Here is a 16,235-nt window from a genome sequence, read left to right as displayed (position 1 = left end):
GAATTTGCGATAATAGTGTTACTATTTGGACCAAATGTGGGCATTTAAGGTTATCATGATTGCTTTATAGTAATGACAAGCTTGTTTATAATGTAGGACATATCAACGATAAACACATTTAGCTGTTGAAAATGTTATAATGTACTTAGAATACACTTATTATGATAGGAGTTCTGCATGAGTAAAGTTTTAGTTGTAGACGATGAAAAGCCAATTTCAGATATTATCAAATTTAATTTAACAAAAGAAGGCTACGATGTTGTGACAGCGGCTGACGGACGTGAAGCGTTGGACATGTATAACGATGAAAATCCTGATCTTGTTTTGCTTGATCAAATGTTACCAGAAGTCGATGGCATCGAGGTATTGCGCCAAATTCGATCAAAATCAGACATTCCAGTCATCATGGTAACGGCTAAAGATAGTGAAATTGACAAAGTCCTAGGACTTGAAATGGGCGCTGACGATTATGTGACTAAACCTTTTTCTAACCGTGAACTTGTAGCACGTGTGAAAGCTAATTTACGTAGTCGTAAATCAGTTGCTCAAAGTACAGAAGAATCATTTAATAGTACGGAAGACATTCACTTGGGGGATTTGACTATTCATCCGCAAGCCTATATGGTTTCTAAAAACGGCGCTGATATTGAATTGACTCACCGTGAATTTGAATTGCTTTACTATTTGGCACAACATATTGGTCAAGTTATGACGCGTGAACATTTGCTACAACAAGTGTGGGGCTATGACTATTTTGGGGATGTTCGCACAGTTGATGTTACCGTGCGTCGCTTGCGTGAAAAAATCGAAGATAATCCCAGCCATCCTAATTGGCTAGCCACTCGACGTGGTGTTGGCTATTATTTGCGCCCATCAGAAGAGTAAGAATAAGCGGCTAGACCGCATACATAATTAGGGAGATCGCAGCTCTCAGCTGAGCATAACTGACATGACAGCAATGACTAAATTTTTTCAATCTATTCGCTTTCGTATTGCACTCGTATTCGTGTTGCTAATGATTATCGCACTCGAATTACTGGGTGCGTTTTTCGTACGGCAAATGGAACAGCAAAATTTGGCGACTTTTCAGCAGCAAATTACCCTCCCAAAATATTTGACGGATCAAATCACAACAGCGCTCCGCGACAAAGATACAGATACTGGTAACCATCAAATTCAGGATGTTTTGTCAGGACTAAACAATACAAACATACAAGAAGCGCAAGTTATTGACAAAACTGGAACTATCCGGGGCACAATTTCTGTCTCTGGGCAACAAACGATTGGACAAAAAACGACTGATATTAACGCTCAAAAAGCATTGGCTGGTGATCAATCCTATTTGCAAACGCGTACCATTAATGAAGGTGGTGATCGTAAAGAGTTGATGACGACACCGCTTGGTGCGACTAATGGTCGGCTCAAGGATATACCCGGTGTGATTGTGGTGAAAGCAAGTCTTTCACCAGTCTATAAAAACATAAACAACGTTATGAAGTTGTTTATTATTGCCGGGTTAGTTGCGCTGATTGCTAGTATTGCGTTAGCTCTCTTTTTGGCGCGAACGCTAACACGACCAATTGAGCAAATTAATGAACAGACAACCAAAATTGCTGACGGTGACTATTCAATGGTCAACCACATTTATGGTTCTGATGAATTGAGTCAATTAGCGATGTCAGTGAATGAACTTTCAATGCGTATTGAAGAATCGACGGAAACGGTGAACGCGGAACGCAACCGTTTGGATTCGGTTTTGACACACATGGCTGATGGTGTTTTAGCAGCTAATCGACGAGGCGAAGTGACCATTATTAACCAAGCTGCAGCTGATTTTGTTGGTGTTGATCGTGAAGAAGCTTTAGGCAAAAATGTTATTGATTTACTACATCTGAAAAATAAGCGCACATTACGTGAAATGCTTGAAAACCTAGATGATTTTCGGGTTGATTTATCTGACGATAGTAAAGATTTATTGGTACAAGCCTATGTATCATTGATTAAGCGCCAATCTGGTTTCATTTCTGGACTAGTGGTGGTTTTACATAACATTACTGAACAACAACGTATCGATTCTGAACGGCGAATGTTTGTCTCTAACGTGTCTCACGAATTACGAACACCGTTAACCTCTGTTCGTTCGTATGTGGACGCACTTGCTGAAGGGGCAATTAATGATCCTGACATGGCGCAGAATTTTTTGGGTGTTGTGCAAGATGAAACGCAACGTATGATTCGTATGATTAATGATTTGCTTGAATTATCAAGACTTGATCAGGGCACGATGGATGTTAAATTAGAAGTCATTAATTTAAATAGCTTGTTTAACTTTGTGCTGAATCGTTTTGATATGATCTTGGAAAACGATGCTAAAAATGATGAATCACCGTCAAAGCGATACAATATTTTACGTGAATTTACGAAAGAAGATGTTTGGGTTGAAGTGGATCCAGATAAGTTTACGCAAGTACTAGACAATATCATGAATAATGCTGTGAAATACTCGCCAGATGGTGGCACAATCACAGCACGTTTAATAAAGACTAAAACACGTGCTATTTTGAGTATTTCAGATCAAGGATTGGGTATTCCGCGCAAGGATTTGGACAACATTTTTAACAGGTTCTTCCGAGTGGACAAATCTCGTTCGCGTGCTCAAGGAGGAACTGGCTTAGGACTGGCAATTTCTAAGGAAGTTGTTGAAAAATTCAATGGTCGAATTTGGGTTGATTCTGTTGAAAACAAAGGCTCGACGTTCTATATTTCTCTAGCCTATGTGGATGAAGTGCCGGAGGACGATTGGGATGCGGAATAATCGATCTGTGCAAGGAATCACGCTGAATGTCATACTGACAATAACTATTTTAATTTCGATCGTGTTGACAGCATTTGTTTTTATGTCCATTGGACAACAACAAAATGTGAGTTCTTCTAATCAGCAGGATCAACAGTCTGTGACGGCGTTTAGACCTACAAACTATATTATCAATGACAAATATGGCACTCAAAATATGGTGATGCACGCTGATAACCAGCAAATCAAAACAATGCGTGGTTATTTGACATCTGCCGATATTAAAAATCCTCATCAGAAAAAGGTTTCAAATGCGACAATTATTGCTGCCATAAGCAAAAAGCAATCTGCCGTATATCGCTATCCGGATGTGGTACCTATTGACTACTTCAATGCACGATATAATCAAAATATCGCGGCGATTAAGGGCTTTAATTTTGATTACTTTGTATTACCGCTTGATAAATCTAATCTGGCTTACTTTATAAATACCCAAACCAAGACGATGGTCACGGTGAGCTTGAGTAAAATTAATACGACCAAGATGTGGGAAGTAGCCGAAAAGTTGCCTAAATCACTGACCGTTAATTTTAAATCTTTAAACCATCGTGTGCGACTAAATTTTCCAAAAAATATCAAATTACCTGTTTATTCTTATTTGGTGAATCATCGTGATCCAACGACGTATGTGTCAACACTATTAGGCACAACGAACCAATTAACAACAACAACAGATGGCAATAAAGTTATTTATACGAATAAGTTTAGCGACCAGCAAGTAACTTATGATCCAGATCTTGATACGGTTACGTTTAAAGACAACAAGGCTGATGGTAAATTAGATAAAACTTATGCTGCTAGATTAAACATTGGTTTTTCTCAGATTAATTTGTTGCAGCTTAACTTAACAGACACACGTTTTTATGAAAGCCGTAATGACGGCAAAAACGTTACTTATCGGACCTTTGTTGAGGGGATGCCGGTATATTATCAATCTGAAAGTGGCGCAATCCACATGACCTTAGACAATCATGGTAACTTGATTAGCACATACTCGTTAAACGAATTGGGTGTGCCAGTGCCAAATAATCAAAAAGAGGTGACGCTACCCAAGACATCAGATATTCTTAGCCGGTTACGACAGGCTGGTGTCAAAGAGACCGACTATTATTTTGTAACACCTGGCTACGAGTGGATGGTGAACAAGGATAGTCGTGCGGCGGTTAATATGCGCCCAACTTGGATGATTGAAACGTCAAGTGGCTGGCAGAGTGTGGATGATTATTTAAAGAGTCGCGCTAATCAATAGGCGGTTGAATCAGAGCATCACTACATTTAAGAAAGGAAGGCTGTGATTGATACTTAGTATCAGTGGCAATTTAAAAAATGCAATTTAAAAGATTGAAAATTTTGATGATTATTTTGTTTATTTCTTTAGATACCTTTCTTTTTGTGTGGTGGCGAAGTAATCGTCCAGATAATGTCCAAGTGACCGATGCAAACACCAGCATTATTGCTGAAATGAAGCATCAGAACATCCAGTTATCCAAGTTTAGCACCAAGATACCCTATGCAAATTATTTAGCTGGTAAACAATCCAACAAATTGATCTCATTGTCGGGCAAAGTAACTGGTTATGAGGCTAATATCAAAAATCAGAAGCTGTCAGTCAACTTCAACACGCCACAAAGTATCAAAAACAGTGGCAGCAAAAATGAGACAAGTAAATATATTGGTAGTCAGATTGATCCTACGGCGCTAGCATATAGTGCTGGCTATCAATATAATAAAATTTTGTCTTACGAACAGGGTGCCAAACAGGGTATTTATTCACAGGAAATTGATAAGTTACCGGTTGTTTCACAGCAAGGGTTGTTTGTTGTGAACTATGACAAGGATGGTAAAGCTACTGGATTTACACAAACGAAAATATCAAATGTCACCGAATTAAGAGATGAGCGTGTTACGTTGAGTGAAGAAGATGCAATTGTTAGTTTGTATCGATTTAATGAATTAAATTCTGGTGATAAATTATCAAAAGGTATGTTATCCTATGACTCCGCTTTGAAAGTAAATGGTTATGATATCTATACACCAGTTTGGTTGTTTGTGGTGACTCATAGTGATGGTGAGAGAGATGCGTTAAAAATCAACGCCTTTACTGGCGATAATTTGTCCGAATAATTTAATTTTAGGTTAATTTCAACTTGATAAAGTAAAACATAACGACATGAAGAGGTGTAATATATGGCACAATCAACATTAACAAAAACAGTGTTAACTGGCGTCATTGCAGGGCTAGTTGGCGGAGGCGTTATTTTATACGCACAAAAAGGAATCGAACAGAGTACCACACAAACGACAGTGCGTACAACGGCAACCAAAACGTCGTCAATTGCGAAAAATGCCACTGCCACAACAGCGTATAATAAAGTTTCAGATGCGGTTGTGTCTGTATTGAATTTTAGTAAATCGGGACAAAATTATGAAGAATCATCTGAAGGTTCTGGTGTCATTTACAAAAAAGCAGATCAATCAGCGTTTATTGTAACAAATAATCATGTCATTGATGGTGCAGCTAAAATTCAAGTAATGCTCCACAATGGTAAAAAAGTGGATGCTACCTTGGTTGGTAAAGATGCTATGACTGACTTAGCGGTTCTAAAGATTGCGAGTGACAATGTGACAACAACTGCTGAGTTTGGTGATTCTAGTAAAATAGCGGTTGGAGAAAATGTGTTAGCGATTGGCTCTCCTCTAGGATCAGAATATGCCTCTTCGGTTACGCAAGGCATAATTTCAGCTAAAAAACGATTAGTCGAAGCCACTTCTGAAAATGGTCAAAATTATGGTGGTTCAACTGTTATTCAAACAGATGCCGCGATTAATCCGGGCAATTCCGGTGGGCCTTTAATTAATTTTGCTGGTCAAGTTATTGGAATTAATTCAATGAAGTTATCTACTTCGTCATCAGGTACAAGTGTTGAGGGAATGGGATTTGCTATTCCCTCAGATCAAGTGGTAGACGTTGTCAATAAGTTGGTTAAGGATGGGAAGATTACGCGGCCGGCCATTGGCATTGGTTTAGTTAATTTGTCAGAAGTGACTGCTGACGATCAAAAGTCTACACTCAAAATTCCTGATAGTGTCACTGGTGGTGTGGTTGTTATGAGTTTGACGAAAAAAGGACCGGCTGATACTGCTGGGTTGAAGAAGTATGATGTAATTGTGGGTATTGATGGCAAGAAAGTGACAACACAAGCTGACCTACGTGAAGAGCTGTATAAACATAAATTAGGTGATACGGTTACACTGACATATTACCACCACAGTAATAAGAAAACAGTTAAAGTTAAATTAACTCAAAAATTAGCAAGCTAACGGTTATCGTTAGCTTTTTCTTTACTTTTAGTTGACAGCGAGACGACAACGTGTGTTTTCAGAAAATGTTGAAAACCGTGTGTAAATGTTAATAACTTGGGGGAAAACTCCTGAAAAATGTGGAAAAATCCAGTATAATAGTGGATAAGAAAGCCTGTTCTTTAAAAAAGAGTAAATTATTGGTGATTAGGTAATCAAAAACAGACTTATCCACACGAATAATGAGTAAATATTGTAATGTTCGTGTAAATGTCAATTTATTTTTTTTATCCTTGATAAGGAGTTTTAATTTTTAAATTAACGAACATTTGAGATGAATATTGAAGTAATGTTTAGCGAACAAATGTGCTTATCCACATCTGTGGATAACGTTGTGAATAACTGTGGAAAAGTGGTGCTTTAAAGACAGAAATTCAGTTAATTTAATACAAAATGCGTTTATAAAGTTATCCACTTATTAGCAAAAAAAGTTAAAAACTGTGGATAATTATTACAAGCGAACAGAACAAAGCTTGATATATAGGCATTTTATAAAAAACAAATAAAATTTGTTCGTGTGGATAACTCGATCAGAATTGTAATTACAATAATCTAAAAATAATTAAGAAAGGTTAAATAAGTAATAGACAGTGAATATTAAAATTATCACAGTAGGCAAATTAAAAGAGCAATATTTAAAAGATGGCATTGCAGAATATACCAAACGGTTATCTCGGTTTGCTAAAGTTCATTTAATCGAGGTGCCTGATGAAAAGACACCAGAAAAGGCTAGTGAAGCAGAGAATACGCAGATTATGGCTAAAGAGGGGCAACGTATTCAGGAAAAAATTGGTGAACGTGATTATGTTATCGTTTTAGCCATTGAAGGTAAGCAGTTACCTTCAGAGGTTTTTGCTGAAAAAATGAATCAAATTACGGTGGATGGTTACTCAGATGTAACGTTTATAATTGGTGGTTCATTGGGGTTGTCACCGGAGGTGAAGCATCGCGCTAATTTTAAGATTAGTTTTGGGCTGTTAACCTTGCCACATCAGTTAATGCGTTTAGTTTTGGTTGAACAAGTATACCGTGCTTTTATGATTCAACAAGGGTCTCCCTATCATAAATAGCAAAAAAAGCCACCTACTAGGTGGCTTTTTGTGTAATACTTAAATAGTTGCGTTCTCGGTTACTGTGGCTTGCATTATTGGCAGACTAAACTCAAAATCATCAGGTACAAGCATACCAACATCTTTCACGATAGTATCACCAGACAGGTAGCCACCTACGCGTTTTGTTAGGCCGACTTTTTTAAAACCAAAGGTAACTGTTGTATGGGCTTTTAATGCTGCTCCTCTGACCTCGCCAGTAGTTGCGTCGACCCCCGTGGGAACGTCGACAGCAATAACCGGTTTTTCAATATGATTGGCTGCTTTAATCATTTTTTGCAGACCTTCTGGTAAATCATTATTAAGGCCGACGCCAAAAATAGCATCAATAATCAGCGTTGCTTCGTTGAAGTCACTTTTTTCAGAGCGAACAACACCGTAGGCCTCAATAATAGACAGTTGTCGTTTGACACTATCTTTGGCCCGATTAACGTTGCCTACAAATTGTAGCGAAACGTTAATGCCCTGTGCATAGAGTAGTCGCGCAATGGCAACGCCGTCAGCGCCATTATTGCCTAGCCCAGCCAATACCAGAACATGATTGAGATCAAAGTGGCCAGCACCAACGACATCAACTACCGCCATAGCAGCACGTTCAATTAAAACATCTTGTGGCATGCCAATGACATCAATCGTATATTGATCAATTTGTTGCATTTCGTTTGCAGTTACAAGTTGTGTCATAATTTCCATCATTTCTTCATAGTCGTTAAATCTATTATACGAGGAATTGAGCGGCTAATCAAACGAGTAAAGCCTTTATTTTTTCCCAAATACTAGCAGGTGTTGTCATTTTTTTATTTTGTTGTTTGTTTGCAGCTTTGCTTAAATTATTGACTAAGGTAACCCCAGTTTGGTAATCACTGTTGCCTGTTGTATAAATTGTTAAAATATATTTGTCATCAATACTACCGCTAGAGTTGACAATCCAAGTGCCGTTATCGGCATTGTAATCTGTCATCCAACCATTTTTTAAAGCGACATCTTTAGCGCCGGTACTAACACCCCAGTCTTGTGTATCTGAAATATTACTCATCAAGGACAAGATATAGGCTTTTGAGGTTGTATTTAATAATGAATTTTTGTTATACAGTTGATCAAGTATTTTATTTTGTTGGCTAGCAGTGGCCATTGTTTCACCGAAATAAGTGGCCTGTGTGATTTTAACATCAATGCTGTGCCAAAAATTATTTAGACCATCATCACCACCAATTTCTGTCCATAATGCCGTAGCAGCATCATTGTCAGAATTAGTAATCATTTGTGTTGCATTTTCTTTTTCATCAGCAGTTAAGGTTTCGCCAGCATTTTGTTTTTGAATCATGAGTGCTTCCAAAATGGAAACCTTAATGGTTGACGCCATCATGATTTTTTTAGTTTTGCTATTGCGATAGGTATAAGTCTTACCAGTTGATAAATCACGAATACTAGCAATAACAGTTACATCGCTGTCAGTTTTCTTGATGACTTTTTTCCAACTAATGGTTGGATTTTGAATGGTACTTGCGCTTGCTGGCGTTACTATGAAAGAACTGGCTAAAAAGATAATCAGTATTTTACGCATAAAATAATCCTTAATATCGCACTATTTTAACTATATCATAATTCAAAAATATTAAACGGAATTTAAATTGGCTATTTGACAAATAAGAAAAATTAGAATACAATAATAACAATTTAAAAATCATAGAGGTTGCTATTGACATCAGTAGCTTGTGGAGTATTTACAGATACGAGGAAGCAAGTCAAAGGGGAAATAGCCGAAGCACTAGTACTGTAAGGTTAGTTAGCTGGGTCGTTAGTCAATAACTGGCGAACTGTCGCGCAAGCGGGGTGCTATGTGGTTGATTGCAATATAATTGGAATCCATGGCTACTAGTTTGTGTGCTGTGGATTTTTTCTATATAGAAAGGCAAATGTGCGACATTGATTTAATGGACGTGCTTAAAGGGACTGATGGTAGAAGCAATTACAAGACCAACTGAGATGACAATTTCTTTGGCGGCAGTTAAAAATAACATTGAAGTGGTGAAAGCCACTTCTGGTGCTGATAAAGTTTTTCTAGCTGTAAAATCAAACGGTTATGGTCACGGTTTGCATACAATGGCTGAAGCTGCAGTGGCCGGTGGTGTGTACGGCCTTGCTGTTGCTATCATTGATGAAGCGCTAGCACTACGACATCAACGGTTGACAGTTCCTATTTTGATTCTAGGCATTTCACCAGCAGAGTACGCCGAATTAATGGCTGTGCAACATATTATGGCGACAGTTGTCTCGATAGATTGGCTGAAAATAGCAGAACAACACTTGAGTGGTGAACAGCGTTTACCAGTAACTTTGGGGCTAGATACGGGAATGGGGCGCATTGGTTTTCGAGAACGTGCAGAAGTTGCTGAAGCAATTGCTTTTGTACAGGCACATGCAGATAAATTCGAATATGTCGGTTTATGCACCCATTTTGCTGAATCCGATTCATCTGACACACGCTATTTTGAGAAGCAGCTCAAACGTTGGCATGCTTTGACTGACGGTTTACCAAAGCCTGAGTATTATCATGTAGCGAATTCTGGTGCAGCGCTGTATCATCCAAATGAAGTACCACATGAAGTTATTCGAGTTGGCACTGTGATTTATGGTATTGAACCATCGCGTGGTGAGTTAGCTGATGGTCATGATTTGATGCCTGTATTATCGTTACGTAGTCAGATGAATTTTGTTAAAAAATTACCAGCTGGAGAAGGCATTAGTTACTCTCATATTTATACCACTTCCGAAGACGAGTGGATTGGGACAGTTCCAATTGGTTATGGGGATGGGTGGTTGCGTTCATTAACTGGTTTTAATGTGATTGTTGACGGACAATATGTACCAATTGTAGGACAAATTGCCATGGATCAACTGATGATTCGTTTGCCACATGAATATCCACTTGGCACAACAGTAACATTTATCGGCGTGGACGGTGATTTAGAAAACACGGTAGAAGATGTGGCGCAATATGCCAAATTAGCACCGTGGGAAATCACCACAGGTTTCCATGAACGGATACATCGTATTTTAGTAGATTAGGAGAAAATCATGACAAAATCATATAATGTCGCTATTTTAGGTGCCACGGGTGCTGTGGGGACGAGACTTATTGAACAACTGGAGCAGTCTACAATACCAGTGAATTCGTTGAAATTATTGGCTTCACCACGTTCAGCAGGTAAACAATTAGAATTTAAAGGTGAAAAAATTACTGTTGAAGCGACCGCGCCAGACAGCTTTGATGGTGTTGATTTGGTTTTGGCAAGTGGTGGTGGCTCAGTTTCAGCCCAATATGCGCCAGAAGCGGTTAAACGCGGGGCAGTGGTTGTTGACAACTCGAGTTATTGGCGCATGAATGATGATGTGCCTCTCATTGTTCCTGAAGTTAATGAAAGCGCATTATCATCGCATAATGGCATTATCGCAAATCCTAATTGCTCGACCATTCAAATGGTGGTCGCATTAGCACCTATTAAACAACAATTTGGCTTGAAGCGGGTCATAGTATCAACATATCAAGCGGCGTCAGGTGCTGGTCAGTCTGCTTGGAATGAATTGGTGGCCGAAACAACTGCTTATAATGCTGGTGAACCAGTACACGCTAACATTTTACCTGTCAAAGGGGCGCAACATCATTATCCATTGGCATATAATTTATTACCACAAATCGACGTTTTTGAAGATGATGGCTATACACATGAAGAATGGAAGATGATTCATGAAACTAAGAAAATCATGTTTGGTGACAAAAATTCAAAAGCTGTCAAAGTAACTGGTACAGCTGTGCGCGTTCCTGTACCTATTGGACATGGGGAAACGGTTTATTTTGAAACTAATGACGGCGCTGGAGCAACAACTGCTAGCATTCAAGCAGCTTTGCGTTCAGCTGCTGGCGTTGTGCTAGAGGATAATCCAGCAGAACAATTATATCCACAACCAGTTAATGCAGCTGGTAAACGCGAGACATTTGTTGGTCGTGTACGTCCTGATTTGGAAAATGATGATAGTTTCCACATGTGGGTTGTGTCAGACAATCTACTAAAAGGTGCGGCATGGAATACGGTTCAAATTGCAGAGCGTCTTGTAGCACTCAACTTAGTTAAGGTGCCGGAAGGTGCGTCCGAGAAGTTTCCAGTGACAAAATAAAAAAGTGCCAGTAAGCGCTTTTTTATTATCATTCATTTTTTAAAGATTAAGATCATGCAATATCGGTGTGGGTGGCGTGTTACAATTGAGGCATGATAATCAATGAAATCATTATAATCATCGTATTTTTCAGCTTAGCTATATTGCTGAATTACCAAATCAGGACGAATGTGGCTTCTTTACAAGTTGGCGCATACGTGCTTTTTATGCTCGCCGTTTTTGGGTATTTCATGTATACACTTTTTAGAACTGATAATAATGTCGTTTATCGTGTTGCACTGATAGTTGGCGTGATTGGGGACTTTTTGGGATTGAGTCTTTTATTAGTGTTACTGTTTTATAGTTATAAAAAGTGGCATGAGTCCGGGCATACAGTGACTAACATCATTTTGTCTGGCATGATTATTTTTTATGTTGTGCTTAATGTCTCTATTTATTTACCACAATGGCTGCCATCAGATATCTGGCAATTACGCGGTGTCATTTCATGGTTGGCTTTATTTGTGTTATGGCAATTTTTACGTTTTTTCATTACGAGTATGATTTACGGATTGGTTGTCAAGCGTCCCGAAGTAGGTCCATTGGTGGTATTGGGCGGTGGATTGGTTGATGGCTATTTTGTTGGTCGCATTGTTAGTCAACGTATTAAAGCAGCTGTTAAAGATGCTAAACAAATGACGCCCTATCCGATGATTGTTTTTTCAGGTGGTCAGGGGGAAGATGAGCTGATATCAGAGGCTCAAGCCATGCGAGATTATGCTGTGAAAGAGCTTCATGTCCCGATTGAAAAGACAAGGCTAGAAGATCAATCACGCAATACGTTTGAAAACATCAGAAATTCATCAGAAATGTTACACACGCCATTTACCTTTTATAGTAGTGATTATCACATTTTGCGGGGTGCAACATTAGCACAACAACAAAAGGTAACTGCTAGTGGGCGTGGTGGTAAGAGCCCTTTCCCATATCGAATTATTGCTTTTTTGCGCGAGTTTTCTGGTGTGATGAATATTAAAAAGAAAGCACAGATTGTTTGGGGTAGTCTTTTATTCTTTGTAGCAATGGCAGTAGTTATAATAGTTTTTAGATAAAAATATATACAACTGTTATAAAAGTATGATATGTTATTAGATAACTTTAATTTTGCTTAGTTTGGAGAGAAAATGAGTATTTTTAGTAAGTTAATGTGGTTTTTCAAGGCCAATAAGCGGCTCTACATCTTAGGGTTGTCTTTTTTGTTGCTGACGGAAATTTCACAAATGGTATCGCCGGCGCTTATTGGGCGGTTTACCGATATTTTAGTAGCGCGAGAAGTCACCAGTCAAAATTTATTGATTTATGGTGGTGGCATTCTACTATTTTCTATTTTGATGTATGGCTTTCGTTATGCATGGATCACACATATATTTCAAGGGTCAGCTTTGTTGGAGCGCACATTAAGGCAACAATTATTTGATCATTATATGCAAATGGATACGACATTCTACCAACGTCGTCGTACCGGTGATTTGATGGCACATGCAACTAACGATCTTTCGGCAATTCAAAGAGTTGCTTCTGGTGGTGTGTTAATGCTAGTTGATTCGATCGTTATTATTATATTCACAGTCATTTCAATGGCCTTTGTTGTCGATTGGCGCTTGACACTGATCGGTGTTTTGCCATTACCTTTGCTGGCTTGGGGTGTCCGCTATTTGTCACCAAAGATTAGACGTGCTTTTACTGCCTCGCAAGAAGCTTTTTCACGGCTTTCTAATAAATCACAAGAATCAATTGCTGGAATCAAAGCGATTAAAACTTTAGGGCAAGAACAACAAGACGTCGCATCTTTTACAAGTGAAGTCCAAAACACAATTGCAATCAATAAAAAGGTGGCTAGAATTGATTCAATGTTTGGGCCCATGGCAACGCTTGTGATGACAATTAGTTATGTGGTTATGGTAACGTATGGTGGTTCTTTGGTCACAAATCAGACAATCACGATTGGCCAACTGGTTTCTTTTTCTACTTATTTGGGTTTGTTAGTCTGGCCAATGTTTGGTTTGGGACAGTTATTCAATGTGTTGGAACGTGGCAACGCATCATACATGCGAGTTCAGGAAATTCTGGCAGAAAAATCGGCTATTATTGAAGATGAATCAGGTCGTGAAACTTTAGCTCATGGGGATGTTACCATAAACATTGATGAATTTAAGTACCCTGATGACGAGACAACAACTGCTTTATCTGATGTTCATTTGACAGTCAAAGCTGGCGAAACGCTAGGGCTAGTTGGCCGTGTCGGTGCCGGAAAAACCACACTAATCAAATTGCTGCTGCGTCAGTTTGACGATTATCAAGGAAATATCACTGTGGGTGGTTTTGATATCAAACAATATAAGTTAAAAGCTTATCTGAAAGCAATTGGCTATGTGGCACAAGAAAACTTTTTGTTTTCAACGACAGTATTGGATAATATTCGTTTTGCAGATTTGACTAAAACAAGGGAAGAAGTTGAGGCAGCTGCAAAAAAAGCTGCCTTTCACGACGATGTTTTAGGTTTTCCAGCGGGCTATGAAACAGAGGTAGGGGAACATGGTGTTAGCTTATCTGGTGGGCAAAAGCAACGCTTGGCTATTGCGCGCGCTTTAATTGTTGATCCAGAAATTTTGATACTAGATGACGCCTTATCAGCTGTTGATGCACGCACGGAGAAACAAATTTTGGGTGCGTTAAAAGCAGAACGACAAGATAAAACGACTATTATTGCTGCTCATCGTATTAGTTCGGTCATGAATGCTGATGAAATTATTGTTTTTGACGATGGTCAAATCAAGGAACGCGGTACGCATGCTGAATTGTTAGCGTTAAACGGTTGGTACGCGCATATGTATGCGCAACAGCAATTAGCGACACAATTAGATGAACAGTTGTCAGCAAAGGAGGAAAATAATGCCTGAAAAAAATGAATCAGTTTGGGCTAAAAGTATTCCCGTAAAAGAACAACTTCATGTTATTTGGACGTTAATCAAGATGGCTAAGCCATTTCGAGCGATGTTCATTTGGGCTTTGTCAATTGGGGCCGCTTTTGCATTATTGCAGGCCGCCGCACCACGTGTGATTTCTTATTATATGACAAACTATTTGCATCAAACGACGAGTGTCCCTTTACAGATAACAATTAGTTTTGCTGTATTGGTGGCTGTCATTCGAATTTTACAGGCAATCACGGATGCTTTGAATGCCTATTATTTTTCGGTGGCGGGTGAATATGCTTTAGAGGATATTCGAGTTCGTGTCTTTAAAAAATTGCACACGCTAGGGATGCGATTTTTTGATCAAGTACCTGCGGGATCATTAGTGACGCGTGTGAACAATGATACAGCGTCGCTTGCTGACTTTTGGCGATTTTTTATGGAATTAACATTTGCTGTCATGAGTATGATTGGTGCCTATATCGGTATGTGGACAGTTGATGTGAAGGCAACACTACTTATGTTAGTCGTTGTGCCATTCATTGTTGCTAGTATCATTGCTTATCAGCGATTTTCATCGAGCCTTTTTCGGCACATGCGAGAAAGGTTGTCGGCACTGAATGCAAAAATTGCTGAAAGTATTACTGGTATTGATGTGATTCAAGAGTTTTACCAAGAAGACCGCTTTAAAAAAGAGTTTTCAAGAATTAACGGTGAATACTTTAATGCTAGATTTAAAATGGTTAAGGCAGATGCATTATTACTCGAGCCTATGATTGACATGTTATTAGGTGGTGCAACAGTGCTAATCCTTTGGTATTTCGGTGAATTGTCAATGCATACAGTGGTAGCCGCTGGTGTAATTTATGCATTTACTACCTATTTAAATAACATTTTTGGACCATTAGAAAATATTATGAGTTTGTTCAGTCCATTTCAAGAAGGATTAGTGTCTGGCTACAGAATTTTGGGCATTTTAGCAGATGAAACATATTCCCCTGCTCAAAATACAAATGCGCAAGGTGATATTACCGATGGCAAGATAGAATTTAAGCACGTCAATTTTAGTTATGATGGTCAGCATCAAATTCTAAAGGACCTGACATTTACAGCTAATCCAGGGGAAACGATCGCCTTGGTGGGACATACAGGATCTGGGAAAAGCTCAACGATTAATACATTGATGCGTTTTTATGAGTTTCAAAGTGGCGAAATCTTGATTGACGGGCAGGATATTCGAGATGTTAGCATGAAAAACTTACGTCAAAAAATGGGATTAGTTTTGCAAGAACCGTTTATGTTTTTTGGTGATGTAGCTTCTAATATCCGAATGTATGATGACAGTATTTCTGACGCGCGTGTGAGGGAAGCTGCCGAATTTGTAGGTGCCAATACTTTCATTGAAAAATTAGATAATCAATATAGAGCCAAAGTTCAAGAAGGCGGTTCTGGTTTTTCTGCCGGGGAAAAACAATTAATTAGCTTTGCACGAACTATTGTGCAAGACCCAAAAATTTTAATTTTGGATGAAGCAACGGCAAATGTCGACACTGAGACTGAAACCTTGATTCAAAAGTCACTGAAAAAAATGCGCGAAAATAGGACAACTATTGCTATTGCCCATCGACTATCTACCATTAAAGATGCTAATTTAATCCTTGTTTTGGATGAAGGACGTGTCGTTGAACGTGGTACGCACGAGTCGTTGTTAGCACAGAGAGGACGGTATTATGACTTGTATCGTTTGCAAGGCGCCAATGATGCTATTGTTGAATAAAAGTT

At 38.8% G+C, this 16,235-nt stretch carries 13 protein-coding genes and 1 riboswitch; of the genes, 11 read left to right on the top strand and 2 right to left on the bottom strand.

The window, feature by feature from the left end; translation table 11 throughout:
* Positions 1 to 177: 177 nt before the first annotated feature.
* From yycF to rlmH, 6 genes are all read left to right on the top strand, one after another.
* Positions 178 to 885 carry a response regulator YycF gene (gene yycF / locus IEU65_RS05150; protein WP_004911084.1) on the top strand — a complete coding sequence of 236 codons (708 nt, stop codon included), beginning with the start codon at positions 178 to 180 and terminating at the stop codon, positions 883 to 885.
* A gap of 64 nt (positions 886 to 949) precedes the next feature.
* Entirely contained in the window at positions 950 to 2,815 is a 1,866-nt protein-coding gene (walK, locus tag IEU65_RS05145; protein WP_010295976.1) for a cell wall metabolism sensor histidine kinase WalK, read from the top strand.
* Positions 2,805 to 4,103 carry a two-component system activity regulator YycH gene (yycH, locus tag IEU65_RS05140; protein WP_010295972.1) on the top strand — a complete coding sequence of 433 codons (1,299 nt, stop codon included), beginning with the start codon at positions 2,805 to 2,807 and terminating at the stop codon, positions 4,101 to 4,103. Before walK ends, yycH begins: the two co-directional genes overlap by 11 nt.
* A 77-nt stretch (positions 4,104 to 4,180) precedes the next feature.
* A complete protein-coding gene (gene yycI / locus IEU65_RS05135) occupies positions 4,181 to 4,978 on the top strand; it encodes a two-component system regulatory protein YycI (RefSeq protein ID WP_139967595.1) in 798 nt (265 codons plus the stop codon).
* Positions 4,979 to 5,041: 63 nt separating this feature from the next.
* A complete protein-coding gene (locus IEU65_RS05130; protein ID WP_010295968.1) occupies positions 5,042 to 6,175 on the top strand; it encodes a S1C family serine protease in 1,134 nt (377 codons plus the stop codon).
* A gap of 629 nt (positions 6,176 to 6,804) precedes the next feature.
* A complete protein-coding gene (gene rlmH, locus IEU65_RS05125) occupies positions 6,805 to 7,284 on the top strand; it encodes a 23S rRNA (pseudouridine(1915)-N(3))-methyltransferase RlmH (RefSeq protein WP_010295966.1) in 480 nt (159 codons plus the stop codon).
* Between the two features lie 39 nt (positions 7,285 to 7,323).
* Here the strand turns inward: rlmH and IEU65_RS05120 are convergent, their stop codons facing one another.
* Both IEU65_RS05120 and IEU65_RS05115 read right to left on the bottom strand, forming a co-directional pair.
* Positions 7,324 to 8,007, bottom strand: coding sequence for an NAD(P)H-hydrate epimerase (locus tag IEU65_RS05120; protein ID WP_031941381.1), 684 nt, complete (start codon positions 8,005 to 8,007; stop codon positions 7,324 to 7,326).
* A gap of 58 nt (positions 8,008 to 8,065) precedes the next feature.
* Positions 8,066 to 8,887, bottom strand: coding sequence for a serine hydrolase (locus IEU65_RS05115; protein WP_010295962.1), 822 nt, complete (start codon positions 8,885 to 8,887; stop codon positions 8,066 to 8,068).
* 115 nt (positions 8,888 to 9,002) lie between these two features.
* Positions 9,003 to 9,170: riboswitch (Lysine riboswitch) on the top strand.
* A gap of 109 nt (positions 9,171 to 9,279) precedes the next feature.
* On the opposite strand from IEU65_RS05115, the gene alr reads away from it, so the two are divergent.
* The 5 genes from alr to IEU65_RS05090 all read left to right on the top strand — a co-directional run bounded on the left by alr (position 9,280) and on the right by IEU65_RS05090 (position 16,230).
* Complete coding sequence (gene alr, locus IEU65_RS05110) at positions 9,280 to 10,392, top strand: alanine racemase (protein WP_010295960.1); 1,113 nt, start codon at positions 9,280 to 9,282, stop codon at positions 10,390 to 10,392.
* Between the two features lie 9 nt (positions 10,393 to 10,401).
* Positions 10,402 to 11,499: an aspartate-semialdehyde dehydrogenase gene (locus IEU65_RS05105; RefSeq protein WP_010295958.1), complete on the top strand. Its 1,098-nt coding sequence runs from the start codon at positions 10,402 to 10,404 to the stop codon at positions 11,497 to 11,499.
* Between the two features lie 170 nt (positions 11,500 to 11,669).
* Positions 11,670 to 12,590 carry a YdcF family protein gene (locus IEU65_RS05100; protein WP_010295956.1) on the top strand — a complete coding sequence of 307 codons (921 nt, stop codon included), beginning with the start codon at positions 11,670 to 11,672 and terminating at the stop codon, positions 12,588 to 12,590.
* A 72-nt stretch (positions 12,591 to 12,662) separates the two neighbouring features.
* Entirely contained in the window at positions 12,663 to 14,438 is a 1,776-nt protein-coding gene (locus IEU65_RS05095) for an ABC transporter ATP-binding protein (RefSeq protein WP_010295953.1), read from the top strand.
* On the top strand, positions 14,431 to 16,230 hold the full coding sequence (locus tag IEU65_RS05090) for an ABC transporter ATP-binding protein (RefSeq protein ID WP_010295950.1): 1,800 nt from the start codon (positions 14,431 to 14,433) through the stop codon (positions 16,228 to 16,230). The genes IEU65_RS05095 and IEU65_RS05090 overlap by 8 nt, the downstream gene beginning before the upstream one ends.
* Positions 16,231 to 16,235 lie beyond the last annotated feature (5 nt).

This window comes from Leuconostoc pseudomesenteroides KCTC 3652 (assembly GCF_014634745.1).
Taxonomy (GTDB): domain Bacteria; phylum Bacillota; class Bacilli; order Lactobacillales; family Lactobacillaceae; genus Leuconostoc; species Leuconostoc pseudomesenteroides.
This window is presented reverse-complemented; position numbering and strand designations above follow the sequence as displayed.

Coding starts and splice junctions, on each gene's coding strand:
- IEU65_RS05090 (WP_010295950.1), top strand. CDS start 14,431: ATGCCTGAAAAAAATGAATCAGTTTGGGCTAAAAGTATTCCCGTAAAA.
- walK (WP_010295976.1), top strand. CDS start 950: ATGACAGCAATGACTAAATTTTTTCAATCTATTCGCTTTCGTATTGCA.
- IEU65_RS05120 (WP_031941381.1), bottom strand. CDS start 8,007: ATGACACAACTTGTAACTGCAAACGAAATGCAACAAATTGATCAATAT.
- yycH (WP_010295972.1), top strand. CDS start 2,805: ATGCGGAATAATCGATCTGTGCAAGGAATCACGCTGAATGTCATACTG.
- yycI (WP_139967595.1), top strand. CDS start 4,181: ATGCAATTTAAAAGATTGAAAATTTTGATGATTATTTTGTTTATTTCT.
- alr (WP_010295960.1), top strand. CDS start 9,280: ATGGTAGAAGCAATTACAAGACCAACTGAGATGACAATTTCTTTGGCG.
- IEU65_RS05115 (WP_010295962.1), bottom strand. CDS start 8,887: ATGCGTAAAATACTGATTATCTTTTTAGCCAGTTCTTTCATAGTAACG.
- yycF (WP_004911084.1), top strand. CDS start 178: ATGAGTAAAGTTTTAGTTGTAGACGATGAAAAGCCAATTTCAGATATT.
- IEU65_RS05130 (WP_010295968.1), top strand. CDS start 5,042: ATGGCACAATCAACATTAACAAAAACAGTGTTAACTGGCGTCATTGCA.
- IEU65_RS05105 (WP_010295958.1), top strand. CDS start 10,402: ATGACAAAATCATATAATGTCGCTATTTTAGGTGCCACGGGTGCTGTG.
- IEU65_RS05095 (WP_010295953.1), top strand. CDS start 12,663: ATGAGTATTTTTAGTAAGTTAATGTGGTTTTTCAAGGCCAATAAGCGG.